Annotated in this window: 24 protein-coding genes, 1 tRNA gene and 1 riboswitch; of the genes, 13 read left to right on the top strand and 12 right to left on the bottom strand. The window is 69.3% G+C overall.

The window, feature by feature from the left end; genetic code table 11:
• The first annotated feature begins 1 nt into the window (after nucleotide 1).
• The 6 genes from HMH01_RS07200 to HMH01_RS07175 all read left to right on the top strand — a co-directional run bounded on the left by HMH01_RS07200 (nucleotide 2) and on the right by HMH01_RS07175 (nucleotide 4,389).
• Nucleotides 2-979, top strand: a complete 978-nt coding sequence (locus HMH01_RS07200; RefSeq protein ID WP_171323799.1) for a beta-ketoacyl-ACP synthase III — start codon at nucleotides 2-4, stop codon at nucleotides 977-979.
• Nucleotides 980-1,079: 100 nt separating this feature from the next.
• Complete coding sequence (gene ihfA, locus HMH01_RS07195; protein ID WP_171323797.1) at nucleotides 1,080-1,382, top strand: integration host factor subunit alpha; 303 nt, start codon at nucleotides 1,080-1,082, stop codon at nucleotides 1,380-1,382.
• Nucleotides 1,383-1,398: 16 nt separating this feature from the next.
• Nucleotides 1,399-2,232 carry a MerR family transcriptional regulator gene (locus tag HMH01_RS07190; RefSeq protein ID WP_343035174.1) on the top strand — a complete coding sequence of 278 codons (834 nt, stop codon included), beginning with the start codon at nucleotides 1,399-1,401 and terminating at the stop codon, nucleotides 2,230-2,232.
• A 47-nt stretch (nucleotides 2,233-2,279) separates the two neighbouring features.
• Nucleotides 2,280-2,356: transfer RNA gene (locus HMH01_RS07185), tRNA-Pro, on the top strand.
• A gap of 73 nt (nucleotides 2,357-2,429) precedes the next feature.
• Nucleotides 2,430-3,518, top strand: coding sequence for a 2'-deoxycytidine 5'-triphosphate deaminase (locus HMH01_RS07180; RefSeq protein ID WP_171323795.1), 1,089 nt, complete (start codon nucleotides 2,430-2,432; stop codon nucleotides 3,516-3,518).
• A gap of 73 nt (nucleotides 3,519-3,591) precedes the next feature.
• Complete coding sequence (locus HMH01_RS07175; protein ID WP_171323793.1) at nucleotides 3,592-4,389, top strand: GNAT family N-acetyltransferase; 798 nt, start codon at nucleotides 3,592-3,594, stop codon at nucleotides 4,387-4,389.
• Between the two features lie 6 nt (nucleotides 4,390-4,395).
• On the opposite strand, the gene scpB is transcribed toward HMH01_RS07175, so the two are convergent.
• The 6 genes from scpB to HMH01_RS07145 all read right to left on the bottom strand — a co-directional run bounded on the left by scpB (nucleotide 4,396) and on the right by HMH01_RS07145 (nucleotide 10,800).
• Complete coding sequence (scpB, locus tag HMH01_RS07170) at nucleotides 4,396-5,043, bottom strand: SMC-Scp complex subunit ScpB (RefSeq protein ID WP_171323791.1); 648 nt, start codon at nucleotides 5,041-5,043, stop codon at nucleotides 4,396-4,398.
• Nucleotides 5,040-5,834 carry a segregation and condensation protein A gene (locus HMH01_RS07165; protein ID WP_171323789.1) on the bottom strand — a complete coding sequence of 265 codons (795 nt, stop codon included), beginning with the start codon at nucleotides 5,832-5,834 and terminating at the stop codon, nucleotides 5,040-5,042. The genes scpB and HMH01_RS07165 overlap by 4 nt, the downstream gene beginning before the upstream one ends.
• Nucleotides 5,827-6,846: a glycoside hydrolase family 3 N-terminal domain-containing protein gene (locus tag HMH01_RS07160; RefSeq protein WP_171323787.1), complete on the bottom strand. Its 1,020-nt coding sequence runs from the start codon at nucleotides 6,844-6,846 to the stop codon at nucleotides 5,827-5,829. The genes HMH01_RS07165 and HMH01_RS07160 overlap by 8 nt, the downstream gene beginning before the upstream one ends.
• Nucleotides 6,847-7,749 (bottom strand): SPOR domain-containing protein, encoded by a 903-nt coding sequence (locus HMH01_RS07155; RefSeq protein WP_171323784.1) that lies wholly within the window; start codon nucleotides 7,747-7,749, stop codon nucleotides 6,847-6,849.
• 71 nt (nucleotides 7,750-7,820) lie between these two features.
• Complete coding sequence (argS, locus tag HMH01_RS07150) at nucleotides 7,821-9,563, bottom strand: arginine--tRNA ligase (protein WP_171323782.1); 1,743 nt, start codon at nucleotides 9,561-9,563, stop codon at nucleotides 7,821-7,823.
• 94 nt (nucleotides 9,564-9,657) lie between these two features.
• The gene (locus HMH01_RS07145) at nucleotides 9,658-10,800 is read right to left on the bottom strand and encodes a deoxyguanosinetriphosphate triphosphohydrolase (protein WP_171323780.1); all 1,143 of its coding nucleotides are present in this window, start codon (nucleotides 10,798-10,800) and stop codon (nucleotides 9,658-9,660) included.
• An 89-nt stretch (nucleotides 10,801-10,889) separates the two neighbouring features.
• Here HMH01_RS07145 and HMH01_RS07140 point away from each other — a divergent pair, with 89 nt between their 5' ends.
• Nucleotides 10,890-11,225 (top strand): HesB/IscA family protein, encoded by a 336-nt coding sequence (locus HMH01_RS07140; RefSeq protein ID WP_171323778.1) that lies wholly within the window; start codon nucleotides 10,890-10,892, stop codon nucleotides 11,223-11,225.
• A 115-nt stretch (nucleotides 11,226-11,340) separates the two neighbouring features.
• Nucleotides 11,341-11,889 (top strand): carboxymuconolactone decarboxylase family protein, encoded by a 549-nt coding sequence (locus HMH01_RS07135; RefSeq protein WP_171323776.1) that lies wholly within the window; start codon nucleotides 11,341-11,343, stop codon nucleotides 11,887-11,889.
• Between the two features lie 69 nt (nucleotides 11,890-11,958).
• Here the strand turns inward: HMH01_RS07135 and HMH01_RS07130 are convergent, their stop codons facing one another.
• Both HMH01_RS07130 and HMH01_RS07125 read right to left on the bottom strand, forming a co-directional pair.
• The gene (locus HMH01_RS07130) at nucleotides 11,959-12,405 is read right to left on the bottom strand and encodes a PRC-barrel domain-containing protein (RefSeq protein WP_171323774.1); all 447 of its coding nucleotides are present in this window, start codon (nucleotides 12,403-12,405) and stop codon (nucleotides 11,959-11,961) included.
• A 106-nt stretch (nucleotides 12,406-12,511) separates the two neighbouring features.
• Nucleotides 12,512-12,883 carry a DUF4168 domain-containing protein gene (locus HMH01_RS07125; RefSeq protein WP_171323772.1) on the bottom strand — a complete coding sequence of 124 codons (372 nt, stop codon included), beginning with the start codon at nucleotides 12,881-12,883 and terminating at the stop codon, nucleotides 12,512-12,514.
• A 331-nt stretch (nucleotides 12,884-13,214) separates the two neighbouring features.
• Between HMH01_RS07125 and HMH01_RS07120 the strand changes: the two genes are divergently transcribed.
• Entirely contained in the window at nucleotides 13,215-13,421 is a 207-nt protein-coding gene (locus tag HMH01_RS07120; RefSeq protein WP_171323770.1) for a cold-shock protein, read from the top strand.
• 55 nt (nucleotides 13,422-13,476) lie between these two features.
• Here the strand turns inward: HMH01_RS07120 and pyrC are convergent, their stop codons facing one another.
• The 3 genes from pyrC to HMH01_RS07105 form a co-directional block, all read right to left on the bottom strand.
• Nucleotides 13,477-14,517, bottom strand: coding sequence for a dihydroorotase (pyrC, locus tag HMH01_RS07115; protein ID WP_171323768.1), 1,041 nt, complete (start codon nucleotides 14,515-14,517; stop codon nucleotides 13,477-13,479).
• 68 nt (nucleotides 14,518-14,585) lie between these two features.
• Complete coding sequence (locus HMH01_RS18010) at nucleotides 14,586-15,968, bottom strand: ATP-binding protein (protein ID WP_171323766.1); 1,383 nt, start codon at nucleotides 15,966-15,968, stop codon at nucleotides 14,586-14,588.
• Entirely contained in the window at nucleotides 15,965-16,648 is a 684-nt protein-coding gene (locus tag HMH01_RS07105) for a response regulator transcription factor (protein WP_171323764.1), read from the bottom strand. The genes HMH01_RS18010 and HMH01_RS07105 overlap by 4 nt, the downstream gene beginning before the upstream one ends.
• Nucleotides 16,649-16,847: 199 nt before the next feature.
• On the opposite strand from HMH01_RS07105, the gene HMH01_RS07100 reads away from it, so the two are divergent.
• Nucleotides 16,848-18,275, top strand: a complete 1,428-nt coding sequence (locus tag HMH01_RS07100; RefSeq protein WP_171323762.1) for a Do family serine endopeptidase — start codon at nucleotides 16,848-16,850, stop codon at nucleotides 18,273-18,275.
• A 139-nt stretch (nucleotides 18,276-18,414) separates the two neighbouring features.
• On the top strand, nucleotides 18,415-18,669 hold the full coding sequence (locus tag HMH01_RS07095; RefSeq protein ID WP_171323760.1) for a DUF2798 domain-containing protein: 255 nt from the start codon (nucleotides 18,415-18,417) through the stop codon (nucleotides 18,667-18,669).
• A gap of 3 nt (nucleotides 18,670-18,672) precedes the next feature.
• Here HMH01_RS07095 and HMH01_RS07090 read toward each other — a convergent pair whose 3' ends face one another.
• On the bottom strand, nucleotides 18,673-19,161 hold the full coding sequence (locus tag HMH01_RS07090; protein ID WP_171323758.1) for an Lrp/AsnC ligand binding domain-containing protein: 489 nt from the start codon (nucleotides 19,159-19,161) through the stop codon (nucleotides 18,673-18,675).
• Nucleotides 19,162-19,285: 124 nt separating this feature from the next.
• Between HMH01_RS07090 and putA the strand changes: the two genes are divergently transcribed.
• Nucleotides 19,286-22,786 carry a bifunctional proline dehydrogenase/L-glutamate gamma-semialdehyde dehydrogenase PutA gene (gene putA / locus HMH01_RS07085; protein ID WP_171323756.1) on the top strand — a complete coding sequence of 1,167 codons (3,501 nt, stop codon included), beginning with the start codon at nucleotides 19,286-19,288 and terminating at the stop codon, nucleotides 22,784-22,786.
• Between the two features lie 46 nt (nucleotides 22,787-22,832).
• Nucleotides 22,833-23,045, top strand: a riboswitch (cobalamin riboswitch).
• 130 nt (nucleotides 23,046-23,175) lie between these two features.
• Nucleotides 23,176-25,062 carry a TonB-dependent receptor plug domain-containing protein gene (locus tag HMH01_RS07080; protein ID WP_171323754.1) on the top strand — a complete coding sequence of 629 codons (1,887 nt, stop codon included), beginning with the start codon at nucleotides 23,176-23,178 and terminating at the stop codon, nucleotides 25,060-25,062.

The following is a 25,062-nucleotide window of genomic DNA, read 5'->3' as shown; positions in this document are numbered from 1 at the left end:
CATGACGGTCACGCGCGCGGTGGCGATCGGTTGCGGGCACTACCTGCCCGCGCGTGTGGTCGAGAACGCGGAATTCGAAGCCCGGATCGACACATCGGACGAATGGATCCGCAGCCGCTCGGGGATCGAGCGGCGGCATTTCGCGGCCGAGGGTGAAAGAACCTCGGACCTTGCCATCGCCGCGGCGCGCATGGCGCTCGAGGATGCCGGGCTGGCAGGGGCGGACATCGACGCCCTGATCGTGGCGACGGCCACCCCCGACCACACATTCCCCTCGACCGCATCCAAAGTGCAGGCGGCGCTGGGAATGGGAGAAGGCTTCGCCTTCGACATCCAGGCGGTCTGCGCGGGATTCGTCTTCGCGGTGGCCAATGCCAACGCGCTGATCGCGTCGGGCCAGGCCCGCCGGGTCATGGTGATCGGCGCCGAGACCTTCTCGCGCATCCTCGACTGGAACGACCGGGCGACCTGCGTGCTGTTCGGCGACGGCGCCGGCGCGCTCATCCTGGAGGGACAGTCCGGGGACGGCGGGCCCCAGGATCGCGGCGTCCTGTCTACGGTGCTGCGCTCGGACGGGCGCTATCACGACCTGCTCTATGTCGATGGCGGCGTGTCATCCACCCAGACCGCGGGGCTTTTGCGGATGGAGGGGCGCGAGGTCTTCAAGCATGCGGTCGAGAAACTCGCCGTCGCAGGCGAGGAGGCGCTGTCCGCCGCCGGCCTGTCGGTCGACGATGTGGCCTGGGTCGTGCCGCATCAGGCGAACCTGCGCATCATCAAGGCGACCGCTCAGCGGATCGGAATCGCGATGGAAAAGGTCGTGGTGACGGTGCAGGACCACGGCAATACCTCGGCCGCGTCGATCCCGCTGGCGCTGTCTGTGGCAAGCCAGCGCGGCAGCTTCAGGAAGGGGGATCTGATCCTCATGGAGGCCATCGGCGGTGGCCTGACCTGGGGCGCCTGCGCGCTTCGCTGGTAGGCAGCGCGGGGCCCGGCGCGCACCGCCAAGCCCTTGCCATTGACTCCGTTTCACGATTCCCCATACCTTTCAGGCAGCTAGGGGAAATGAGGTTCCTGCGATGAGCGAGTCCACACTGACACGGATGGATCTGGCAGAAGCGGTCTTCCAGGAGGTGGGGCTGTCGCGCAACGAATCCGCCGACCTGGTGGAGGCGGTGCTCCAGCATATTTCGGATGCGCTGGTAAGCGGCGAAAGCGTCAAGATCTCGTCCTTCGGCACCTTCAGCGTGCGCGACAAGTCCGAGCGCATGGGCCGCAACCCCAAGACCGGAGAGGAAGTTCCCATCTCGCCGCGCAGGGTGCTGACCTTCCGGCCCTCGCACCTGATGAAGGACCGCGTCGACGCCGGCAACAAGTCCTGAGGCGGGCGACGGAATCGTGGTCCAGAAATCCCCAGACGCGTTCCGCACCATCAGCGAAGTCGCCGAGATCCTGGAAATCCCGGCCCATGTGCTGCGCTTCTGGGAAAGTCGTTTCACCCAGATAAAACCGGTGAAACGCGGCGGCGGGCGGCGCTATTACCGGCCGCAGGACATCGACCTGCTGCGCGGCATCCGTGACCTGCTCTACCGGGACGGCATGACCATCAAGGGCGTGCAGAAGATCCTGCGCGAGCGGGGCGTGAAGCATGTGGCGGAGTTGGGCCATCTTTCGCCCGAAGAGGATCCGGTGCTCCTTGCCGTGACTGCGGACGCCGAGGTTGACGTGGCCGCCCCGCCCGAACCGGAAGCCGTCGAGGCCGAAGCCCTGCCCGAACCGGAACATATCCCCGAAGAGGCACCAGCCGAGGCCGCGGAAGAAGCAGTAGCCGCCGATGCGGAGCGGGACGACTTGGTGGCCGAACCCGAGGAAGAAGATCGAGCCGCCGAGGAACCGGTTCCTGCCGAGGCAGAAAGCAACGGCGGGCTACCCACCTCTGCGGAAGCAGGCCACGCCGCCCCCACAGCCGAGGAGGCGGTGGACGAGCCGCTGGCCGCACGCGAGGAAGCACCCGCCTCCCTGCCCGTAGGGAGGCCCTTTCCGTCGGTCGACCTGCCCCGCCCGGGCCGGGGCCGGGGGCGCGATGTGCAGGTGGATCTGTTCGCCCATGCGGCCGCGCGCGAGCGGCGGCCCTTTCCGCCCGATCCCGCGCGGCAGGCGCGGGCCGAAAGCCTGCGCGGGCTTCTGTCGAAATTCGAGGCGCTGAGGACAAAAATGGCATCGCGGTCATGACGAGCGGTCTTGCCCCCGCCGCCAATCCGGGTATAACCCCGGCACGTCGGGCTATAGCGCAGTCTGGTAGCGCGTTCGTCTGGGGGACGAAAGGTCGTGAGTTCGAATCTCGCTAGCCCGACCACCCTGTTCCAAGGGCGCCGTTGCACATCGTGCCGGCGCCCTTCTCGCATCCGCGGACCGAAGGAGCGCCGCCGATGAGCGACCTGCCGCAGGGCGTGCTGCCCGACCACCTGATCGAGGCGATGATCGCCGCGGGCCACATCACGCTCGACATGCCCGCCGCCCCGGACCAGGTGCAGCCGGCCTCGCTCGATCTGCGGCTCGGGCGCAGGGCCTACCGCGTGCGCGCCTCGTTCCTGCCCGGCGACGCAGCGACCCTCGCCGAGCGGCTGCCGCTTTTCGCCATGCACGAGATCGATCTCGGGCCCGGTGCGGTGCTGGAGAAGGGCTGCGTCTATCTCGTGCCGCTGATGGAGGGGCTGGCCCTGCCCGCCGACATCTCGGCCGTGGCCAACGCCAAGTCCTCGACCGGGCGGCTCGACCTGTTCACCCGGCTCATCACGGATCGCGGCACCGAGTTCGACCGCATCGATGCGGGATATACCGGGCCACTTTACGCGGAAATAAGTCCCCGCTCCTTCTCGGTCCTCGCACGCCCCGGCATGCGGTTGAACCAGATCCGCTTCCGTCGGGGCCAGGCGCTGATCGACGATACGGGGCTGCGCGCGCTGCATGACAGCGTCGGGCTGGTGGACGGCCCCGCCCATATCGATGGCGGGCTGGGCTTTTCGGTCGATCTCAGGCGCGGCGGCGGGCGGCTGATAGGCTACCGCGCGAAGCCGCATACCGGGCTGATCGACCTGGAACGGATCGGGCACTACGCCATCGACGACTTCTGGGAACCCGTGCACGCGCAGGACGGCCGCATCATCCTCGACCCCGGCGCGTTCTACATCCTCGTCAGCCGCGAGGCGGTGCATGTGCCGCCCGACTGCGCGGCGGAAATGGCGCCCTATCTTGCCATGGTGGGCGAGTTCCGGGTGCATTACGCGGGTTTCTTCGATCCCGGCTTCGGGCACGAGGGCGCGGGCGGAAAGGGTTCGCGCGGGGTGCTGGAGGTGCGCTGCCACGAGGCCCCCTTCGCGCTGGAGCATGGGCAGATCGTCGGCCGGCTGGTCTATGAGCATATGGCCGCCCGGCCCGCGCGCCTGTACGGCGCCGACCTGAAGTCGAACTACCAGGGCCAGGGGCTGAAACTCTCCAAGCACTTCAAGGCCGGGTAAGGCCGCGAAAACCGTCCCCTAAAGGCCCGGGCCGTGCTAGGCTTGCGGCCTACATGGCCAGTCGGGGGCGCGCATGGAACAACATGCCTATGTCGCGGCGGCGCAGGCAGCGATGGATACCAACATGGCGCGGTTCTACGGCGCCTATGCGTCCGTGCCCGGCAAGACGCTGATCGACCGGGACGGCAACATCCTCTTCTACACCGGCATTCCGCACCCGCTTTTCAACGGGGCGATCATCGCGCGCGACGAGCGTGGCGACATCCTCGCCTTCGAGACGCGGCTGGCCGAGGAAATCGCCCGCCACCATGCCCCGGCCCTGTGGTGGATCGCCAGCGCCGCGCATACCCCGGCGATCGAGAACCGGCTCTCGGCGCTTGGGCTGAAGGAACGCGGCACGCTTCCCGCGATGGCCTGCGCCCTGGCGCGGCTGGCGCCGCCGGGGCCCCTGCCCGGCCTTCACATCGAGGAGGCGGCGGACGCAGCCGCACGGGCCGACTGGGCCGCGCTGGCCGCCCGGGCCACCGGTTTCTCACCCGAAGCAGCGCAGGCGCTTTGCCGGCTGGAGGAACAGATCCCGCCCGAGGCGCTGCGCGGGCAGCGGCGCTTCACGGCCAGCCTCGACGGCCAGCCCGTGGCGACGGCATCGACCGTTGTGACCGGCACTGTCGCGGGGCTCTACGCCGTGGCCACCCTGCCCGAGGCGCGCGGGCGCGGCATCGCAGGCGCGCTCAGCCTCCTTGCGCTGGGTCTGGCCCGGGACGCGGGTGCGCTGACAGGCGTGCTGCAAGCCTCGGATATGGGGCGCCCGGTCTATCGGCGGCTGGGCTTTGCGGAAATCTCGGACTACCTGCTCTTCCAGCAGGGGTGAGCGGGCTCAGTCGAACATGTCGTCCTGATCGCCGTCCTCGCGCGCCTCGTCGTCGTCGCGGTCGGCGCGCATGCCGGGGGGCGGGCGGTTGTCCAGAAGCCCCGCCTCGCGCAACTCCTTGATACCCGGCAGGTCCTTGGCGTTTTCCAGCCCGAAATGGTCGAGAAAGGCCTGCGTGATGGTGAACGTCACCGGCCGGCCCGGCGTCATACGGCGGCGGCCCAGCTTGATCCAGTCCAGTTCCAGCAGCAGGTCGATGGTCCCGCGCGAGACGGACACGCCCCGGATCTCCTCGATCTCGGCGCGCGTCACCGGCTGGTGATAGGCCACGATCGCCAGCGTCTCGATCGCGGCGCGGCTCAGCTTGCGGGTTTCCTCCACCTCGCGGCTCATCAGGAAGCCCAGGTCGGGCGCCGTGCGAAAGGCCCAGGCATCGCCGATCTTCACCAGCCGCACGCCCCGCCCCTCGTAGCGCTTCGCCAGATGCACCAGCGCCGCCGCCGGGTCCGATCCATGCGGCATGCGGTCGGCGATCTCGGTCAGGGTCTGCGGCTTGGTCGCGGCGAAAAGGATCGCCTCGACCATGCGCTCCTGCTCGGGCAGCGGCGGCGCCTGGAAGAGCGAGGCGATGCTCTCGTCGCGCGCGCCGCTCATCGCGGCTCCCGCCGGGCGCGCAGCCGGATCGGCGCGAATGTCGCATCCTGCTGCAACTCGATCCGACCCTGCTTGGCCAGTTCCAGCGACGCTGCAAAGGTCGCGGCCAGCGCCGAGCGGCGCTTCTTCGGGTTGACCTGCCAGCCTTCGGGCAGGAAACCTTCCAGCGTTTCCCAGTCAATGGCCGCGCCGACCAGCCCGCGCATCCGCTCTAGCGCCTGCTCCATCGTGTAGATCGGGCCGCGTTTCAGGTGGAAGGGCTCGAAATCGTCGCGCGTCTTGACCCGGGCATACGCCTTCATCAGGTCGAGAAGATTGGCCTCGTAGATCACCTTGCGCCGGGCCGAGATGGCCTGCGGCTCTCCCCGGGCAAAGAAGTCGCGGCCAAGCTGGTCGCGGCCCATCAACTGGGCGGCGGCCCGGCGCATCGCTTCCAGCCGTTCCAGCTGAAAGGCCAGGTGCGCGGCCAGTTCCTCGCCCGATGGCCCCTCGTCGCCCGGCTCGGGCGGCAGCAGCAGCCGTGACTTCAGGAAGGCGAGCCAGGCCGCCATCACCAGGTAATCGGCCGCAAGCTCGATCCTGAGCCGCTTGGCTTCCTCGACGAAACGCAGATACTGCTCGGCCAGCGCCAGGGCCGAGATCTGGCGCAGGTCCACCTTCTGCGTGCGCGCCAGCGTCAGCAGCAGGTCGAGCGGCCCCTCGAAGCCGTCGACATCGACGACCAGCGCCTCGGCAGCCAGCCGTTCGGCGGTGCTGCCGAAGGGAAGTTCCGGGGCGAAATCGTCAGGCATCGCGCGCCTCCGTCCCTGCGAGTGCCGCGATACGGGCAAGTGTCACGGGGATATCGACCGGCTGCGGCGCCAGCGCCGCACGGGCGGCCATCACCGCCTGGTGCCGGCGCAGCGCATCGTCCGAAAGCGGCGCGCAGGCGGCCGCCACTTCCTCCATCTCGGACATGCGGCCGTTGCAATGCAGGATCAGGTCGCAACCCGCCGAAAGCGCCGCCGCCGACCGCTCGGGATAGCCGCCGGAAAGCGCGCCCATGCTGATATCGTCCGACATCAGCAGCCCGTCGAAGCCGATGCCTGCACGGATCTTGTCGAGCACCACGGGCGACATCGTCGCGCAACGGTCCGGGTCGAGCGCGGGATAGACCACATGCGCGGTCATCCCCAGCGGCAGGTCGGCAAGCGCCTGGAAGGGCGCGAAATCCTCGGTCTCCAGCACCTCGCGCGGGGCCGCAACCACCGGAAGGTCCACATGGCTGTCGAGCGGCGTGCGCCCGTGGCCCGGGATGTGCTTCAGCACCGGCAGCACGCCCCCCAGCGCCAGCCCATCGGCCACGGCGCGGGCCAGGCGCGCGACCTCTGACGGGGTGGTTGCGTAGCAGCGGGTGCGCACGACCGGGTGGGTATCCGGCTGGGCCACATCGGCCATGGGCGCGCAGTTCACGTCGATGCCCAGCGCGGCGAGTTCCGCGCCGATGACGTGGTAGCGCAGGCGCATGGCCTCAGCCCGGGCGGCTTCGGGCAGGCGGGAGAGGAAGGGCAGCGCATCCTCCCAGCCGGTCCAGACGGGCGGCGTCAGCCGGGCGACCCGGCCGCCTTCCTGGTCGATCAGCACCGGGGCGCGGCGGCCCACGGCGTCGCGCAGGTCATCCACCAGCCGGCGGACCTGGTCGGGCGCGTCGATGTTGCGCGCGAAAAGGATGAAGCCCCAGGGATCGCTTTCGCGGAAGAACCGCGCCTCGGCATCGGAAAGCGCCGTGCCGGACAGGCCGTATATCACCGAGCGCGGGGCCATCTAGCGCACCGTCACGGGGATGCAGTCCACGGACCGGGCGCGCAGCGCCTCGCAGATGGCGCGCTGGGCGTTCTGGTCGTCGAAGCCCATCACCCGCAGGCGATAGAAGACGCGGCCGTTCGATTCCGCCTGCTGGATATAGCGCGCCTTGCGGCCCAGCAGATCGCCATGCCCCTGAAGCAGAAGCTGCCACTGCGTCTCGGCCACATCGGCGCTTTCAAAGGCGCCAAGCTGGACCATGCGGGTGCCGGGGGCGGGTTCCTCGGTCACGGGGGGCGGCGGCGGCTCGGACAGGCCTGCCAGCGCGTCGCCGTCCTGCCGCGGGGCCGATGTGGCGAAATCCGCCGGCCGGCGCAGCGGGCGCGGGATACCGGCAGCGGATGCGGGGGCCGCCGTGTCGTCCTCGGCCACCGGCGCCAGGTCGAGATCGGCTTCCGACACCTCCTCGCCCGCCGCTTCGGCCAGCGCGCGGGCCACGGCGTCGTCGATCAGAAGCGTCTCGTCCATCGGCAGAAGCCCGGCGCTTTCCGGCGATGGCGCGGCGTCCCGTGCCGTTTCGGGCGGCAGGTCGTCCGGGCCGATCGGAAGCACCTGGGGGGCCAGCGCGGTTTCGGTCGGCGGGTTCGCTTCGGAACCGCCGAGGATGTCGTTCACCTCCAGCCCCTGATGCGCCACGGTGGTCCCGCCCGGATCCTCGGGCTGGACGCGGATCGGGCCTTCGGATGCACGGATCACCGGAATGTCGCGGGCGTCGCGCACGCCCAGCCGATAGGCCCAGAAGACGAACAGAACCAGCACGGCGACCGACACGACGGCGCCACCCCATCTGAGGCAAACCGCCAGCCAGCGCCGCATCCCCTTGGGGGAATCATCGGCATAGTCGTCGTAATCAACGTCCTGCATATCTGCTCGCCTCTGACCGGCGCCACCTTATCTTGTGGCGCTTCAGTCTGGAACCCCGAAATATGCGTTGATCACATTTCTTCAGCCGGGGTGACGCCAAGGATACCAAGACCGGCCGCAATGACAACAGCCGTGGTCCGGATCATCGCCAGCCGCGCGCGGGTCAGTTCCGGCGCATCCTCGCGCACGAAGCGCAGCGCGGTGTCGAGTTTGCCCTGGTGCTGGAGCGCGTGATAGCCGCTGGCCAGTTCGTAAAGGTAGAAGGCGATGCGATGCGGCTCATGCGCCAGCGCCGCCCCTTCGGCGATGCGCGGCCATTCCGCAAGCTTGCGCAGCAGCCCCAGCTCTTCGTCCGTTTCGAGCAGCGACAGGTCGGACGTCGCGAGTGCCGCGTCCGACACGTCCACCCCGGCCTCTGCCCCGCGCTTGAGCGCCGAGCACACCCGCGCGTGGGCGTATTGCACATAGAAGACCGGGTTGTCCTTGGACTGCTCCATCGCCTTGTCGAAGTCGAAATCGAGCGGCGCGTCGTTCTTGCGGGTCAGCATCACGAAACGGGTCACGTCGGGGCCGACCTGGTCCACCACGTCGCGGAGCGTCACGAAGGTGCCCGCGCGCTTCGACATCTTGAACGGCTCGCCGTTCTTGTAGAGCTTCACGAGCTGGCAGAGCTTGATGTCGAGCGGCACGCGCCCGTCCGACAGGGCCGAGACGGCGGCCTTCATCCGCTTGACGTAACCGCCGTGATCGGCGCCGAACACGTCGATCAGCTGGTCGAAGCCGCGCTCGATCTTGTCGAAGTGATAGGCGATGTCGGGGGCGAAATAGGTCCAGGCCCCGTCGGATTTCTTCACCGGGCGGTCCACGTCGTCGCCATGCGCGGTCGAGCGGAACAGCGTCTGCTCGCGCGGCTCCCAGTCCTCGGGCAGCTTGCCCTTGGGCGGCTCCAGCACGCCCTCGTAGATCAGGCCCTTGGCCTGAAGCGCTTCCAGCGCCGCCTCGATCCGGCCGGTGCCGTAGAGGGATTTTTCCGAGAAGAAGATATCCATCTCGACGCCCAGCGCCTTCAGATCCTCGCGGATCAGCGCCATCATGGCATCGGTCGCGAATGCCCGCGCCTCGGACAGCCACACTTCCTCGGGCTGGTCGATCCAGGCGTCGCCCACCTTGTCCTTGAGCGCCTGCCCGACCTCGATCAGGTATTCGCCCGGATAGGTGCCATCGGCGAACTCCACCGATTTGCCGTGCGCCTCAAGGTAGCGGAGATAGACCGACCGGGCGAGCGTATCGACCTGCGCGCCGCCATCGTTGATGTAGTATTCGCGGGTCACGTCATATCCCGCGAAATCCAGCAGCCCCGCCAGCGCGTCGCCGAACACCGCGCCCCGCGTGTGGCCCACATGCAGCGGCCCGGTCGGGTTGGCCGAGACGTATTCCACGTTCACCTTCTGCCCGGCCCCCACGGTCGAGCGGCCGAAATCGCTGCCCACCGCCAGCGCCGCCGGGATCACCCCGCGCCAGACCGATGCGGCAAGCCGCAGGTTCAGGAAACCGGGGCCGGCGACCGCCGCTTCCGTCACGCGCGCATCGCGAGCCAGTTTCGCGGCCAGCGCCTCGGCGATGTCGCGCGGCTTTTTCTGCGCCGGTCGTGCCAGCACCATCGCGGCATTGGTCGCCATGTCGCCATGGCCCGCATCGCGCGGCGGCTCGACCGCCACGCCCTCGAAGGACAGGCCAGCGGGCAGCGCGCCCTCTTCCACCAGCTCGTTCAGCGCCGCGATGACGACGGCGTGCAGCTCTGCAAAGACGTTCATCTTGTCACTCACTTTCGACCTGGGCATCGCCTAGCACAGCCGTTCCGGGCCCGCCAGCCGCAGCGACCGGGCCCGTCCCGCAAATCGCCGCCCCTCAGGGGCCGCGCGGACAGAGGCGTTCGTGCTCGGCGATGGCGAAACGGTCGGTCATGCCGGCGATGTAGTCGGAAATCGCGCGGGCGCGCACGGCTTCGTCCAGCGCCGCGACCTCGGCCCGCCAGGCCTCGGGCAGCGCGGCGGGGACAGCCATGAAATGCGCGAACAGCTCGCGCACGATGCGGTCCGACACGATCCGCATGCGCCGCACCTGGGGATGGCGGTACATGTTGGCAAACAGAAAGGCGCGCACCTGGTCCAGTTCCGCCTTGAGCGCGTCGGAAAAGGCGATGACGGGGGCGCCGAGCTGGCGGATGTCCTCGACCCGCGCGGGCGCGGCCAGCTTCAGCCGCCGGGCGCTTTCCGTCAGCACGTCCTCGACCATGACGCCGAACACGCGCCTGAGCGCCTCGTGCCGCCGCCGGACGGGGTCGAGCCCGGGATACCGGCGATCGACGGCCGCGAAGGCGGGCCCGACGATCGGCAGGTGGCAGATGTCGTCGGCCAGGAACAGCCCCGCGCGCAACCCGTCCATCAGGTCGTGGTTGTTGTAGGCGATGTCGTCCGCGATCGCCGCGACCTGCGCCTCGGCCGAGGCGTGGGTGTGAAGCTCCAGGTCGTTGCGCGCGTTGTAGGCGGCAAGCGCCTGCGGAAGCGTGCCGGTCACGGGGCCGTTGTGCTTGGCGATGCCCTCGAGCGTTTCCCAGGTCAGGTTGAGCCCGTCGAATTCGGCGTAGTGGCGTTCCAGCTCGGTCACGATCTTGACCGTCTGGGCGTTGTGATCGAAGCCGCCCCAGGGCGCCATGCAGTCGCTGAGCGCATCCTCGCCCGTGTGGCCGAAGGGGGTGTGGCCCAGGTCATGCGCCAGCGCGACGGCTTCCGTCAGTTCCTCGTTCAGGCCCAGCGCCTTCGATATGGTGCGCGCGACCTGCGCCACCTCGATCGAATGGGTCAGGCGCGTGCGGTAGTGGTCGCCCTCGTGTTCCACGAAGACCTGCGTCTTGTGCTTCAGCCGCCGGAAGGCCGAGGCGTGGATGATCCGGTCGCGGTCGCGCTGGAACTCGGACCGGTGTCCAGCCGAGGATTCCGGGTGAAGGCGTCCACGGCTTCGGCCGGGATCGCTGGCAAAGGGGGCTTGCATCCGTGCGTGCATCCTCGGGTCTTGTTGCGGCGCGGGCGCGGGCTTACATTCGGCTGGCAGCCCTACAGCATCGAAAGGCCTTGCGAAAGATGGACCTCGCCGTTCCGCCCCGCGTCACCGACCGAGCCTTCAACCGCCTTGCGGAAATCTGCGAGCAGGCGGGAGAGGCGAAATGCCTGCGGATCGCGGTGGATGGCGGCGGCTGCTCGGGCTTCCAGTACGACATCAGCCTGGCCGACGCACCCGAGGCCGACGACCTTGTGCTGGAGAAGGGCGGCCAGCGGGTGCTGGTCGATCCGGTGTCCCTGCCCTTCCTGTCGAATGCCGAGATCGACTACACGGCAGAACTGATCGGCGCGCGCTTCGTGGTGAACAACCCGAACGCCTCGTCCAGCTGCGGCTGCGGCACCAGCTTCTCGATGTGAACCGCGTGAACCGCCGCGCGCGGGCGTGACCGGCGCGTGGCCCTGCATCGGCCCTACCCTGCGCGGGCGGCCTCGCCTAGTGTGGCGGCCGACCTGTCACAGCCGGAGAATCCCGATGCCGACCCTCGCCCCCCTGACCGATGCCGACTGGCCCGAAAGCCTTTCCCACCTGAAGGAGCGGTTCATGGGCCAGGCCAATGTCTACCGGGTGATGGCGCATCATCCCCTGCTGGTCGAGGCATGGGCGCCGCTGCGCGCCCATGTGGTGCTGGAAAACACCCTCGGCCCGGAGCGGCTGGAGGTGGTGATCCTGCGCATCGCCCACCGCCTGCGGGCGCGCTACGAGTGGGGGCACCACATCCTGCGGGCAAGGCGCGAGGGGCTGAGCGATGCACGCATCCGTTCCATGGCCGGTCATCCCGACGGGATGGAGCCGGGCGACGCGCTGCTGGCACGGTTGGTCGATGCCCTGCTGGACGACGCCCGCCTGCCCGGCCCGCTGCGCGATGCCGGGATCGAGAGCCTTGGCAAGCAGGCGGTGCTCGACCTGATGGCGACGGTGGGCTTCTATTCGACGCTGGGCTTTCTTCTCAACAGTTTCGACGTCCCCCTCGATTCCGGGGCAGAGGATGCGATCGCCGAGATCGGGGTCGACGTGGCATGACGTGCCCCGGCCGGCACATCAGGCGCCGGCCGGGGCGGGAAGCATTCCGGTGATGCCGGCTGCGCCGGCTTACAGGCCGCCGGTGCCGCCACCCATGCCGCCTGTCCCTGTCGTGCCGCCATCCATCATGGGTTCGGGCGCAGGCGCGCTCTGACGGTCGCGGAAGGCATATTCGGGCGCCAGCTCGGCCTCTTCGCGGGTCAGATCCAGCGTGACATCGTTGCCGTCATAGTCGATCTGAAGCTCCTGCCAGTCCACGGCGATCTGCTTGGCCCCGAACCCGAGGAAGCCGCCGACGGACACGATCGCCGCGTTGATCCGGCCTTCCTCCTGATCGAAGACCACATCGACGATGCTGCCGATGGTTTCCTCCTGCGGGGAGGTGACGGTGCTGCCGATGATCCAGTCACCGCGCAATTCGACGGGGTCCATGTTCTCGACGATGGCATCCTGCGCCAGGATCGGCGCCGCAATCAGCGGCAGGGCAAGGGCAGTGGTAAGAGTCAGGCGTTTCATGGATCGCTCCTTTCGTCCTGAACGCTGTCCGGGGGACAGTCTGTGTGCCGGGGCGGGATCGCCCCGACCGGGAAGGGGCAGCGCCCCCATGCGCATGCGCCGCGCGTCACTCGGCCGGCGCAAGTTCCTGGAATTTCTCGTTGATCCGCGCGTTCATCTCGGGGTCGATCTGCATCGCGTCGCTGATCTCGAGATATTCCTCGACGGTGATGCCGTCGGCATTCTCGATCGCCTGCACCATTTCCTGGTTGGCCTGCTCGATCAGCTCAAGCTGCTCGGCCTCCTCGGTCGCGGCCTGAAGGCGCGGCTGGTACGCGGCGCGAACCTCCTCGACATCCAGCGCGGCCATCACGAAAGAGGTGATTTCCGCGTCGCCGTAGCTGCCGGCGTCCTGGGCCATCACTCCGGCCGCTGCAATCGGACCGAACGCGATACCGGTGGCAAGCGCGGCGGCGCTCAGTGTGTTGCGGATGGTCATGGTCTCTCCTTCAGTCTGTTCTCCTCGCGGACACGGGCCATCCGTGCCTGCGCCCCAAAGAGCTATGGGCGCCCGACCGCAGGGCCAAACCGGTGCGCGGATCCTTGCCGGGAACAAATGGGCAATATTTCGCTCACACCCTTGCGGACCATGCGGCGCGGCCACGCCAAACCCCTTGATTTTTCGGCGCGGAACGGGCATGTAAATGCCGCTACGTTACCACTATCGACCTGCTGTCTCCGATCTTCGGCCTCAGTCACTCGATCTTGCTCTGACTGACGCCACAGCTGCCGCACGTCGCGGGCAGCGAGACAAGACAGGAGATCTCACGATGGCCACCGGCACCGTGAAATGGTTCAACGCCACCAAGGGCTTCGGCTTCATCCAGCCCGACAACGGCGGCAAGGACATTTTCGTCCACATCTCGGCGGTCGAGCGCGCCGGCCTCAGCGGCCTCGCCGACAACCAGAAGATCAGCTTTGACCTGGAAACCGGCCGCGATGGCCGCCAGTCGGCTGGCAACCTGTCGCTGCTGTAAGCGCGCAGGGCCTGCAAGACATCCGGACGGGGGCGCTTCGCGCCCCCGTTTTCGTTCAGGCGACCCGCCAGTAAAGCGGGTAGCCCGGATCGAACACGGTCACCGCCCCCTCGCCCGTCTCGATCTTCGCGGGCAGTTCCAGCGGCGCATCGCCCTTTTCCAGCGTGATCGTGGCCTCGGGGCGGGGCAGCCGGTAGTAATCCGCACCGAACCCGCCCACGAAATCCGCCAGCCGGTCGAGCGCGTCCTCTTCCTCGAACACATGCGCCAGGCAGGACAGCGTGTTGAGCGCGGTGAAGCAGCCCGCGCAGCCGCAGGCGCTTTCCTTCGCCGCATCCAGGTGCGGGGCGCTGTCGGTGCCGAGGAAGTAGCGCGGATCGCCCGACACGGCGGCGGCGCGCAGGGCCAGCCGGTGGCTTTCGCGCTTGGCGACCGGCAGGCAGTAGTAATGCGGCCGGATGCCCCCCACCAGCAGGTGGTTGCGGTTGATGATCAGGTGATGGGTGGTCAGCGTCCCCGCCAGCCCCTCGGGCGCGCTGGCGATGTAGTCCACGCCGTCCTTCGTGGTCACATGCTCCATGATGACGCGCAGGCCCGGCGTCGCGCGCCGGATCGGGTCGAGCACGCTTTCGATGAACACCGCCTCGCGGTCGAAGATGTCCACCGCCGGATCGGTCACCTCGCCGTGCACGCAGAGCGGCAGGCCGATCTCGGCCATGCGCTCGAGCACGGGGCGGACCCGGTCGAAATCGCGCACGCCCGAGGCGGAGTTGGTGGTGGCACCCGCCGGGTAGAGCTTCACGGCCCGGATGATGCCGTCCGAAGCGGCGCGGGCCAGATCGTCGGGGTCCGTTTCCTCGGTCAGGTAGAGCGTCATCAGCGGCTCGAACCGGCTGCCCTCGGGCAGGGCCGCAAGGATCCGCTCGCGATAGGCGGCGGCCTGCGCGCCGGTCACGACGGGGGGCACGAGGTTGGGCATGATGATCGCGCGCCCGAACTGCGCCGCGGTGATCGGCGCCACCGCGCTCAGCATTGCACCATCACGCAGGTGCAGGTGCATGTCGTCGGGCAGCGGCAGGGTCAGGCGGCGGGTCATCGGGCGCTCCGGGTCAAGTGCGGTGCCTGCCCCATTGGCACGGGTGCGGGCATGGCGCAAGCGGGCGATCAGCGGGGCAACTCGATCCGCGCCGACAGGCCCGGCCCGGCATCGCCCAGCGCAAGCCGCCCGCCATGCAGATGCACCACCGCCCGCACAAGGCTCAGGCCCAGCCCCGACCCATCGCCGCCGCGCGCCGCGTCAAGCCGCACGAAACGCTCGGTCACCCGGTCACGCGCCTCAGTAGGGATGCCGGGGCCGTTGTCCGTCACCTCGACAAAGGCGCCGCCAGACGGCAAGGGCCCGGCGGTAACGCGGACAAGGCCGCTGGCTGCGGGCGCATATTTCAGCGCGTTGTCGATCAGGTTCGCCACCGCCTGCGCCAGAAGCTGCGGCTCTCCGTGGGCGGGGCTGCGGTCGGCGGTATCGATCGACAGCGCGATGCCGCGCTCCTCGGCCAGTGGCAGGTACAGCTCGGCCGCATCCTCGGCGATGCGCGACAGGTCCACCGCCCGCCACTCGCCCCCGGCCATGCCCGCCTCGGCCCGGGCGATGTCCAGCAGCCGGCCGAGGATGCCCACCGCAGCGTCGATCTGGCCCAGAGCCCGCGCCATGGCGGCCTGCGCGCCGGCGGCATCCGTCTCGCGCCGCAGGGCAAGATCCAGTTCCGCCCGCACGCGCGTCAGCGGCTTGCGCACGTCGTGGCTGATGCTGTCGGTGGCGATCCGCATGCCCTGCATCAGCGCCTCTATCCGGTCGAGCATGGCGTTCACGCTGGTGGCCAGGCGGTCGAACTCGTCGCCGCTGCCCGACACCGGCACGCGGCCATCCAGGTTGCCCGCGGCGATGCGCTCGCCCGCCTCGGCCGCGCGGGCGACGCGGGCCAGCACCCGGCGGCCCAGGATCAGGCCCAGCGCCAGCCCCATGACCAGCGTGCCGGCGGCCACCCAGAGCGCCACGTCGATGAAGCGGGCGCGGAACTCTTCCAGGGTGGAACTGTCGCGCCCCACCAGCAGCCGGTACCCGCCACCCAGGTCGAAGGCGACCGCCCGCACCTCGCGCGAGGCGATCTCGGCGCCGTCGCGGCGCTGGACCGGAAAGCTGAACGCGGCGCCGAAACTGGCGCCATCGGGCCAGCCCGACAGGTTCCCCGCAATCTGGACGCCCTGCGGCCCCGCCAGCAGGTAGACGTTGTCGCTGCGCGCATCGGGCCCGGTCCGCGCCTCGATCGCGCCCACCAGCCGCAGAAGCCCGCCCTCGCGGTAGCCTTCGGACAGGGCGCGGATCTCGGCATCGAGGGTGGCGTCGGTCTGCCGGTCGATCACCCCGATGGTGCCGAGATAGAGCGAGCCGAGACCGATCCCGAGGCCCGCGCAGAAGAGCGCCGTGAAGAGCAGCGCGATACGGGCGGCCGTCGTGCGCCAGATCGCGCCGCGCAGCACGCCCCTCACGAGCCCCCGGCCCTGAGCATGTAGCCAGCGCCCCGCACCGTGTGCAGAAGGGGCGCGTCGAAGCCCTTGTCGATCTTTTGCCGAAGACGGCTGACATGCACGTCGATCACGTTGGTCTGCGGGTCGAAATTGTAGTCCCACACCCCTTCCAGCAGCATGGTCCGCGTCACCACCCGGCCGGGGCGGCGCATGAAATATTCAAGGATGCGGTATTCGCGCGGCAGCAGCGTGATCTCGCGCCCGGCGCGCCGCGCGGTGCGGGCCAGAAGATCCAGTTCCAGATCGCCCACCCTCAGCACCGTCTCGCCCTGCTCGGACGGGACCGCGCGGCGGGTCAGCGCGTCGAGACGCGCCAGAAGCTCGGAAAAGGCGAAGGGCTTTGAGAGGTAGTCGTCGCTGCCCGCGCGCAACCCCTTGACCCGGTCATCCACCTGGCCAAGCGCGCTGAGGACCAGGACGGGCGTCTTGCGCCCCTCGGCGCGCAGGGTGCGCACCACGGACAGGCCGTCCAGCTCGGGCAGCATGCGGTCGATGATGATGGCGTCGTAATCCTGGCCCAGCGCCGCCGCGAGCCCCGCCGTGCCGGTATGGCAATGGTCGCAGACATGCCCCTCCTCGCGCAGACCCTCGGTCAGGTAGCGCGCGGTTTCGGCGTCGTCTTCCACGATCAGCAGGCGCATGGCTCTCTTTCCGCCCGTGAAACCCTTTTCCTGGAGCATCATAGGTGAGGCACCTCACGCAATGGTGCAACCCGGCGGTCGCAGATGAACGATCTTTAATCTTCCCGACATGCGGCTGACAGGCAGCGCCCGCATCTGGGAGGCATGACGCTCCGGCATTGCGTCGGACCGACACCACTCCAGTGAAGGGATAACAGGAATGTCTGCATTGAAATCCATCAAGTCGGCCCTGCTTGCATCGGCGATCGCGGCGGCGGCGCTGCCGGTGGCGGCGCCGGTCTGGGCGCAGGCCGCCCCGCAGCTCCAGAGCTTTGCCCCGCTGGTCGAGGCGGCGAAACCCGCCGTGGTCACGGTCGTCACGCGGCAGGCCCTGCCCGACATGGTCCCGAGCCAGTTCCAGATGCCCGAGAACATCCCCGATCCGTTCCGCGATTTCTTCGAGCGCTTCGGAGCGCCGGGCATGCCCGGCATGCCGCCGGCGCCAGAGGGTCGGCCGGAAGAGCGGCAGGGCCTCGGCTCCGGGTTCATCATCGACGAAAGCGGGGTGATCGTGACCAACAATCACGTCGTCGCGGGTGCCGAAGAGATCACCGTGATCCTGGATGACGGCAGCGAGCACGAGGCCGAGCTTGTCGGCCGCGACGACCGGGTGGACATCGCCGTGCTGCGCATCGATGCCGGGCGCGATCTGCCCACCGTCGCCTGGGGCGACAGCGACGCGGTGCGCGTGGGTGACTGGGCCGTGGCCATCGGCAACCCGCTGGGGCTGGATGGCACGGTGACCGCCGGCATCGTCTCGGCCCGCGGGCGCAACATCAACTCGGGCCCCTACGACGACTATCTTCAGGTCGACGCGGCGATCAACCGGGGCAACTCGGGCGGGCCGCTGTTCGATCTCGAGGGGCGCGTGATCGGCGTGAACACCGCGATCCTGTCGCCCTCGGGCGGCAACATCGGGCTGGGCTTCGCGATCCCCTCGGACCAGGCGCAGGAGATCGTGGCCGACCTGCTGGAGGATGGCCGGATCGAGCGCGGCTGGATCGGGGTGTCGATCCAGCCGGTCAGCCCCGACATCGCCGAAAGCCTGGGGCTGGAGGATGCAACCGGCGCGCTGGTAGCACAAGTGACGCCCGACAGCCCCGCGGCGCAGGCGGGCCTGATGCCGGGTGACGTGGTGCTGGGCTTCGGGGACGAGCCGGTCGGCGAGTTGCGCGACCTGACCCGCGCGGTGGCCGAGGCGCCCGTCGGCGCGGAAGCCGAGATCCGCATCTGGCGCAACGGTGCCGAGACGACGCTCGCGATCACGCCGGCCCTGCTCGATGCCGAGATGGCCGGGACGGCCGAAGTCCGGCCCGCCGTGGTCGAGGTGCCGCAGCTTGGCCTGACGCTGGGCACGACCGAGGCGGGCGTCGCGGTGGCCGAGGTGCTGCCCGGCGCGGCCGCGGACGAGGCCGGCCTGCGCGCAGGCGACCTGATCCTGTCGGTGAACCAGACCGAGGCGACAAGCCCGGCGCTGGTGGCCGAGGTGGTGCAGGCGGCGCAGGACGACGGGCGCGGCAGCGTGCTCGTGCTGGTGGAGCGCGAGGGCATGCGCCGCTTCGTCACGCTCGAGACCGGGCTGACCTGACCCGGGCCGGACGGGGCGCGCCGGACAGGTGCGCCCCTTCCCCGCGGCAGGGGGGTTTCCTTTCGCGGGGCACGCCCTAGGATCGGCATGAACGGCGCGGGCGATCCGCGCCGCATGTCATTTCGGAAGGGTGCGCATCATGTTCAGCCCACGTTTCACCCCGTTGGTGGCCGGCTTCATCATGGGAAGCTTCATGTCCTTCATCATGTCCGGGGTCGTTACCGGCGTGAATACCGGTCTTGGCGAGGGTTTTGCGGGGCGCTGGATGCAGGCCTTCGCGGTCGCCTGGTCGCTGGCGGTACCGCTGGCCACCACCGGCAGCTTTCTGATGCCGCGCATCCTGCGCCGGGTGATCCGCGCGCCCGAGGCGCCCGCGCCGCGGCCGGCGGAATAGACCTCAGCCCGGATCGGCCATCACCTGGTGGCCGGCTTCCTTCACCGCCTCCATCGAGACGTGGGTCGATGTGCTTGCCACATGGGGCAACGCCGAGATGGTCTCGCCCAGCACCCGCCGATAGGCAGAGATGTCGGCGGTGCGCACCTTCAGCAGGTAGTCGAACGATCCGGCGATCAGGTGGCACTGCTCGATCTCGGGCACCTTGCGCGCCGCCGCGTTGAAGGCGGCAAGCGCCGCCTCGGTGGTGTTCGACAGCTTCACCTCGGCAAAGGCGATATGGGTGCGGTCCAGCTTCTCGGCGTTCAGCACCGCCTGGAAGCCCAGGATGTAGCCATCGTCGATCAGCCGGCGCACGCGTACCTGGCAGGGGCTTTTCGACAGGCCGACTCGTTTCGCGATCTCGGTGATGGCCAGCCGCCCCTCGCGCGAGAGAATATCGAGAATGGCGCGGTCGTAGCGGTCCAATGACCCGTCGTCAGAGCCCTGCATCCCATGTGATCCTGCAAACTGCACTCAGATCAGGATGCCGTCCCGTCAAAAGGCAATCAACGGGAAACATGCCTGCCCGCCATCTGGTATCTTCTGCCCAGGCTTTTTTCCCCTGAGGTTCCCGATGACCACGCTTGCCGATCTGCGCACCCGCATCCGCCAGACCCACCTTGCCCCGCAGGAGGAAGTGCTTGCCCGTCTGCGTGCAGCACACCCCGTGGATGAGGCGACGCGCGCCGCCGCCGTTGTCCGGGGCACCCGGCTGGTCGAGGCGATCCGCGCCGATACCGCGCCAGGCATGATGGAGGTGTTCCTCGCCGAGTACGGGCTTTCGACCGAAGAGGGCGTCGCGCTGATGTGCCTGGCCGAGGCGCTGCTGCGGGTGCCCGACGCCGACACCATCGACGCGCTGATCGAGGACAAGATCGCGCCTTCCGCCTGGGGCAGCCATCTGGGCCATTCCAGCTCGTCGCTGGTCAACGCCTCGACCTGGGCGCTGATGCTGACCGGCAAGGTGCTGACCGAGCCGGCCGATCGCGGCGTCGCCTCGACCCTGCGCCGCGCGGTCAAGCGCCTGGGCGAGCCGGTGATCCGCACCGCCGTGTCCCGCGCGATGAAGGAAATGGGCCGCCAGTTCGTGCTTGGCACCAGCATCGAGAACGCGCTCGAACGGGGCAAGGCGCGGGTGGACCAGGGCTATACCTATTCCTACGACATGCTGGGCGAGGCGGCGATGACCTCGCCCGACGCCGAGACCTATTTCCGCGCCTACAGCCACGCGATCGAGGCGCTGGCACCCCATTGCACCAACGCAGATATCCGGGACAATCCCGGCATCTCGATCAAGCTGTCGGCGCTGTTCCCGCGCTATGAGGAAGGCCAGCGCGACCGCGTGATGGAGGAACTCGTCCCCCGCGCCCAGAGCCTCGCGCGGGCGGCGCGCAAGGCGGGCATGGGGCTGAACATCGACGCCGAGGAGGCCGACCGTCTGGACCTGTCGCTCGACGTGATCGAGGCGCTGCTGCGCGATCCGGAGCTTGCCGGCTGGGACGGCTTCGGCGTCGTGGTGCAGGCCTATGGCAAGCGTGCCGCGCCGGTGATCGACTGGCTGCACGCGCTGGCGACCGGGCTTGACCGGCGCATCATGGTCCGGCTGGTCAAGGGCGCCTACTGGGACACCGAGATCAAGCGCGCCCAGGTCGAGGGGCTGACGGATTTCCCGGTCTTCACCCACAAGGTGGCGACCGACGTGTCCTATGTCAGCTGCGCGAAGAAGCTGCTGGGCCTGACGGACCGCATCTATCCGCAATTCGCCACGCACAATGCCCACACCGTGGCCGCCATTCTGGAAATGGCGCCCGAAGGCGCGTCCTACGAGTTCCAGCGCCTGCACGGGATGGGGGCCGCGCTGCACGAGCAGGTGCGCAAGGCCGAAGGCACGCGCTGCCGGATCTACGCGCCGGTGGGCAAGCACCGCGACCTGCTGGCCTATCTGGTGCGCCGCCTGCTGGAGAACGGCGCCAACAGTTCCTTCGTGAACCAGATCGTGGACGAGGACATCCCGGCCGCGGTCGTGGCGGCCGATCCCTTCGCGGCGCTCGACCGCGCGCTGGGCGCGGGCATGCCCGCGGTGGTGGCGCCCGCCGCCATCTTCGGCGAGGGGCGGCTCAATGCACGCGGCTACGACCTGCACGACCCGGTTCTGCTGGCGGAACTCGAAGCCGAGCGCGCGCCGTTCCGCACCCATGCCTGGCAAGCCGGGCCGCTGATCGCAGGGGAAGCCACGGGGGGCGAGCCGGTGGCCGCGCTGAACCCGGCCGATCACGCCGACACGGTCGGCACGGTGACGCCTGCCTCGGCCGCGGATGTAGAGACGGCGCTGGCCGCCGCGCGCCCCTGGGCCGAGGCCGGACCGATCGAGCGGGCCACGGTGCTGCGCCGCGCCGCCGACCTGATGGAGCGCCGCTTCGGCGAGATCTTTGCGCTGCTCGCGCGTGAAGCCGGTAAGACCCCCGCGGACGCGGTGGCCGAATTGCGCGAGGCGGTGGATTTCCTGCGCTTCTACGGCAACGAGGCGGCGCGGCTGGACCGGCCCGCGCGCGGCGTGTTTGCCTGCATCTCGCCCTGGAACTTCCCGCTGGCGATCTTTTGCGGGCAGGTTTCGGCGGCGCTGGCCGCGGGCAACGGCGTGCTGGCGAAACCGGCCGAGCAGACGCCGCTGACAGCCCATCTGGCGACCGCGATCCTGCTCGAGGCGGGCGTGCCGCGCCATGCGCTGCAACTGCTGCCCGGCGACGGCGCCGTGGTAGGCGCGGCGCTCACTTCGGACCCGCGGGTGGCCGGCGTCGCGTTCACCGGCTCGACCGAGACGGCGCAGGCGATCCACCGGGCGATGGCCGGGGCGCTTGCCCCTTCCGCGCCGCTGATCGCGGAAACCGGCGGGCTGAACGCGATGATCGTGGACAGCTCCGCCCTGCCCGAGCAGGCGGTGCGTGACATCGTGAACTCGGCCTTCCGCTCGGCCGGGCAGCGCTGTTCCGCGCTGCGCGTGCTCTATGTCCAGAAGGATGTCGAGGCGACGGTGCTGCGCATGCTTTACGGGGCGATGGCGGAACTCAGGCTGGGCGACCCCTGGGCGCTCGATACCGATGTGGGCCCGGTGATCGATGCGGAGGCGCGCGACGGCATCCTTGCCCATGTAGCCCAGGCCGAGGCCGAGGGCCGCGTCCTGCACCGGCTGAACGTGCCCGAAAGCGGCACCTTCGTCGCCCCCACCGTGATCCGCGTGAACGGCATCGCGGATCTGGAGCGCGAGATCTTCGGTCCCGTGCTGCATGTGGCAAGCTACCGGGCCGAGGATCTGGACGCGGTCGTGGATGCGATCAACGCGACCGGCTACGGGCTGACCTTCGGGATGCATTCGCGCATCGACGACAGGGTGGAACAGGCGGTCTCGCGTCTGAACGTGGGCAACATCTACATCAACCGCAACCAGATCGGCGCGGTCGTCGGCTCCCAGCCCTTTGGCGGCGAGGGGCTGTCGGGCACCGGGCCGAAGGCGGGCGGGCCGAACTACCTGCCGCGCTTCGCCGTCGCGGACATGGTGCAGGGCCATGCGCCCTCGGGTGCCGAGGCGGACCCGCAGAAGGTGGCGGCGGCGCTGGCCGCGCTGCCCCGGCCTGCACGCAAGGCGCAATCGGTGGCGGACCTGCCCGGGCCCACGGGCGAATCGAACCGCCTGTCGGTCTATGCCCGCGGCCGGGTGCTCTGCCTCGGCCCCTCGGCGGAACTGGCGCGGCAACAGGCCCGCATCGCCGAAGGCCGCCGCTGCACCGCGCTGATGGTGGCCCCCGACCTGCCCCAGGGCGACGGCGTGCGCGGCACGTTGGCACCGGGCGCGCTGCGCGACCTGCAAGGGTTCGACGTGGTCGCCTTCTGGGGTCCGGAGGCACAGGCGCGCGAGATCCGCAAGGCGCTGGCCGCCCGCAAGGGCGCGATCCTGCCGCTGTCGACCGGCACCACCGACCTGGAGGCGATGTGCCGGCTGGAGCGCCATGTCTGCATCGACACGACCGCCGCCGGCGGCAACGTGGCGCTGCTGGGGGCCGCAGCGAAGGCGGCCTGAGCCGGGGCTCTCACGGCTGCGTGATTGACCCCGCCCGACGCGGCTGTTAGCGTCAAGCTGTCAGAGGTTCCCGCGGCGACACCGTCGGCGCGGGAGGAAAGAGGGAATACGGAACGGGCATGGCCCGCTGCCGTAGCTGCCCCCGCAACTGTGAGCGGTGAGGCCTGATCCACATGCCACTGCGGCGCGATGCGCTTCGGGAAGGCGGTCAGGTCGGTGACCCGCGAGCCAGGAGACCTGCCCTGACAGTCACATTCCGGGTGCGGGGAGCGCCTGGCACTGAGCAAATCGGTGGTGACGCCCGTCATCGCCGGTGGAATCGTCCGATCCCTCCGGTGGAAAGCAACATCGGAAGACGCCCCCGCCAGTCGGGGCGAAAGAGGGATTGCATGCACGTTCTGAAAACCGGACCCCTTGTCCTCGCGGGACTTTGCGCGGGGCTGGCGCCCCATGGCCAATCGCAGGCGCAGACGCTGGATATCGGGGAAATCGTCATCCTGCCGAACCGCGCGCCCACGGACCCTGAGACGACCGGCGCCACGGTCGAGACGCTGAGCGAAGAAGAGATCGAGGCCGAGGGCAAGCCGCGCCTGACCGACTACCTGACCGCCCTGCCGGGCGTCAGCGTCTCGTCCCCCGGCGGAACCGGGCAGGAAACCAGCCTTTCGGTGCGCGGCGCGGACAAGAAATACGTCAAGACGCTGTTCAACGGCATCGACATATCCGACCCGAGCGCGACCCAGGTGCAGGTGCCCTTCGAGCATCTGCCCGCCCAGGGCATCGCCTCGGTCGAGGTGCTCAAGGGGTCGCAGAGCACGCTTTACGGGGCGGACGCGGTGGCGGGCGTCATCGGCATCTCTACCCTGTCGGATCGCGGGCCGGGGCTCTACCAGGGCTTCCGGATCGAGGCGGGTGCGCAGGGCACGCTGGGCGCGGGCTACACGCTCGACGCGGCCTCGGACACCGGTCGATTTTCCTTCGGGCTGAGCGGGCTGCGCACGGACGGGATTTCCGCGGCGGATGGCGGCGCGGAAAAGGACGGCTACGACAACCTGACCCTGACCCTTGCCGGCGAGCAGCGGGTGGGAGAGGGCGTCACCGTCTTCGGCTCTGCGCTCAGGATCGAAAGCGACGCCGAGTTCGACGACGGCGGCAACCCCCCGGCGGACAACCCCTTCAACCAGACGCAGGCGGTGCAGACCGGCGCGCGGCTGGGTGTCACGCTCGAGACGCTGGACGGGCGGCTCAGCAACACCTTCGCCGCGCAGGTCTTCGAGGTGGATCGCGACCTGTTGACCGTCTCGGGCTTCGGCCCGTTCGAGGCCAACTACATCGGGCGGCGGACCAAGCTCGAATACCAGGGCCGCTTCGATGCCACGGACACCGTGACCCTGCAATTCGGCGCCGATCACGAGACGCAGACCGCCGATGTGACAGACAATTTCGGCGGCGCGACCTCGGACGAGGTGTCGATCTTCGGGATCTGGGCGCAGGGCACCTGGACGCCTTCGGCCGATCTGAGCCTGACGGCCGGCCTGCGCCACGACGACCACGAGGTTTTCGGCGGCCAGACCACCGGCCGGCTGACCGCCAGCTGGCGGCCGGGCGGCGGCGCGACCCGGCTGCACGGCTCGGTCGGGACCGGCTACCGCGCGCCCAGCCTTTACGAGCTTTACGCGCCCTTCGGCACGGGCAACCCGGCGCTGGAGCCAGAGGAAAGCCTGAGCATCGACCTGGGGCTGGAGCAGACCTTTCTGGGGGGCGCGCTGGTCGCGGATGTCACCGGCTTCCTGCTCGATACCGACAACCTGATCGACTACAGCTTCGCCAGCTTCTCCTACGAGCAGTTGCCGGGCACCACGAAGCGGCGCGGGGTGGAAACCTCGCTTACCTGGTCGCCGGGCGACCGGCTGGAGGTGCGGGGCGCCTATACCTACACCGATACCGAGCAGCCCGACGGCGCCCGACGCCCGCGCATCCCGCGCCACGCCCTCAGCCTGACGGCGGTGGCGAAGCCCGCCGACCGGTGGGAAGTGGCAGGCTCGGTCCGCGCGGTCGCGGATGTGGAGGATCGCGTCTCGACCGGGTCCGGCACCTTCGCGGACGTGCCGGTGGACGACTACCTGCTGGTGGACGCGCGCGTGTCCTACAGGCCCAGCGAGCGGGTGGAGCTGTTCGTCCGCGGCGAGAACCTGCTCGATCAGGATTACCAGGTCATCAAGGGCTACGGCACCCCCGGCATCGGGATCTTTGCCGGGCTGGAAGCGCGGTTCTGA

It is taken from the genome of Halovulum dunhuangense (assembly GCF_013093415.1).
Classification (GTDB): domain Bacteria; phylum Pseudomonadota; class Alphaproteobacteria; order Rhodobacterales; family Rhodobacteraceae; genus Halovulum; species Halovulum dunhuangense.
This window is presented reverse-complemented; position numbering and strand designations above follow the sequence as displayed.

Bases quoted from the DNA above. Each gene is read 5' to 3' on its own strand.
- HMH01_RS07200 (WP_171323799.1), top strand. From the start codon at position 2: ATGACGGTCACGCGCGCGGTGGCGATCGGTTGCGGGCACTACCTGCCC.
- ihfA (WP_171323797.1), top strand. From the start codon at position 1,080: ATGAGCGAGTCCACACTGACACGGATGGATCTGGCAGAAGCGGTCTTC.
- HMH01_RS07180 (WP_171323795.1), top strand. From the start codon at position 2,430: ATGAGCGACCTGCCGCAGGGCGTGCTGCCCGACCACCTGATCGAGGCG.
- HMH01_RS07175 (WP_171323793.1), top strand. From the start codon at position 3,592: ATGGAACAACATGCCTATGTCGCGGCGGCGCAGGCAGCGATGGATACC.
- scpB (WP_171323791.1), bottom strand. From the start codon at position 5,043: ATGAGCGGCGCGCGCGACGAGAGCATCGCCTCGCTCTTCCAGGCGCCG.
- HMH01_RS07165 (WP_171323789.1), bottom strand. From the start codon at position 5,834: ATGCCTGACGATTTCGCCCCGGAACTTCCCTTCGGCAGCACCGCCGAA.
- HMH01_RS07160 (WP_171323787.1), bottom strand. From the start codon at position 6,846: ATGGCCCCGCGCTCGGTGATATACGGCCTGTCCGGCACGGCGCTTTCC.
- HMH01_RS07155 (WP_171323784.1), bottom strand. From the start codon at position 7,749: ATGCAGGACGTTGATTACGACGACTATGCCGATGATTCCCCCAAGGGG.
- argS (WP_171323782.1), bottom strand. From the start codon at position 9,563: ATGAACGTCTTTGCAGAGCTGCACGCCGTCGTCATCGCGGCGCTGAAC.
- HMH01_RS07145 (WP_171323780.1), bottom strand. From the start codon at position 10,800: ATGCAAGCCCCCTTTGCCAGCGATCCCGGCCGAAGCCGTGGACGCCTT.
- HMH01_RS07140 (WP_171323778.1), top strand. From the start codon at position 10,890: ATGGACCTCGCCGTTCCGCCCCGCGTCACCGACCGAGCCTTCAACCGC.
- HMH01_RS07135 (WP_171323776.1), top strand. From the start codon at position 11,341: ATGCCGACCCTCGCCCCCCTGACCGATGCCGACTGGCCCGAAAGCCTT.
- HMH01_RS07130 (WP_171323774.1), bottom strand. From the start codon at position 12,405: ATGAAACGCCTGACTCTTACCACTGCCCTTGCCCTGCCGCTGATTGCG.
- HMH01_RS07125 (WP_171323772.1), bottom strand. From the start codon at position 12,883: ATGACCATCCGCAACACACTGAGCGCCGCCGCGCTTGCCACCGGTATC.
- HMH01_RS07120 (WP_171323770.1), top strand. From the start codon at position 13,215: ATGGCCACCGGCACCGTGAAATGGTTCAACGCCACCAAGGGCTTCGGC.
- pyrC (WP_171323768.1), bottom strand. From the start codon at position 14,517: ATGACCCGCCGCCTGACCCTGCCGCTGCCCGACGACATGCACCTGCAC.
- HMH01_RS07105 (WP_171323764.1), bottom strand. From the start codon at position 16,648: ATGCGCCTGCTGATCGTGGAAGACGACGCCGAAACCGCGCGCTACCTG.
- HMH01_RS07100 (WP_171323762.1), top strand. From the start codon at position 16,848: ATGTCTGCATTGAAATCCATCAAGTCGGCCCTGCTTGCATCGGCGATC.
- HMH01_RS07095 (WP_171323760.1), top strand. From the start codon at position 18,415: ATGTTCAGCCCACGTTTCACCCCGTTGGTGGCCGGCTTCATCATGGGA.
- HMH01_RS07090 (WP_171323758.1), bottom strand. From the start codon at position 19,161: ATGCAGGGCTCTGACGACGGGTCATTGGACCGCTACGACCGCGCCATT.
- putA (WP_171323756.1), top strand. From the start codon at position 19,286: ATGACCACGCTTGCCGATCTGCGCACCCGCATCCGCCAGACCCACCTT.
- HMH01_RS07080 (WP_171323754.1), top strand. From the start codon at position 23,176: ATGCACGTTCTGAAAACCGGACCCCTTGTCCTCGCGGGACTTTGCGCG.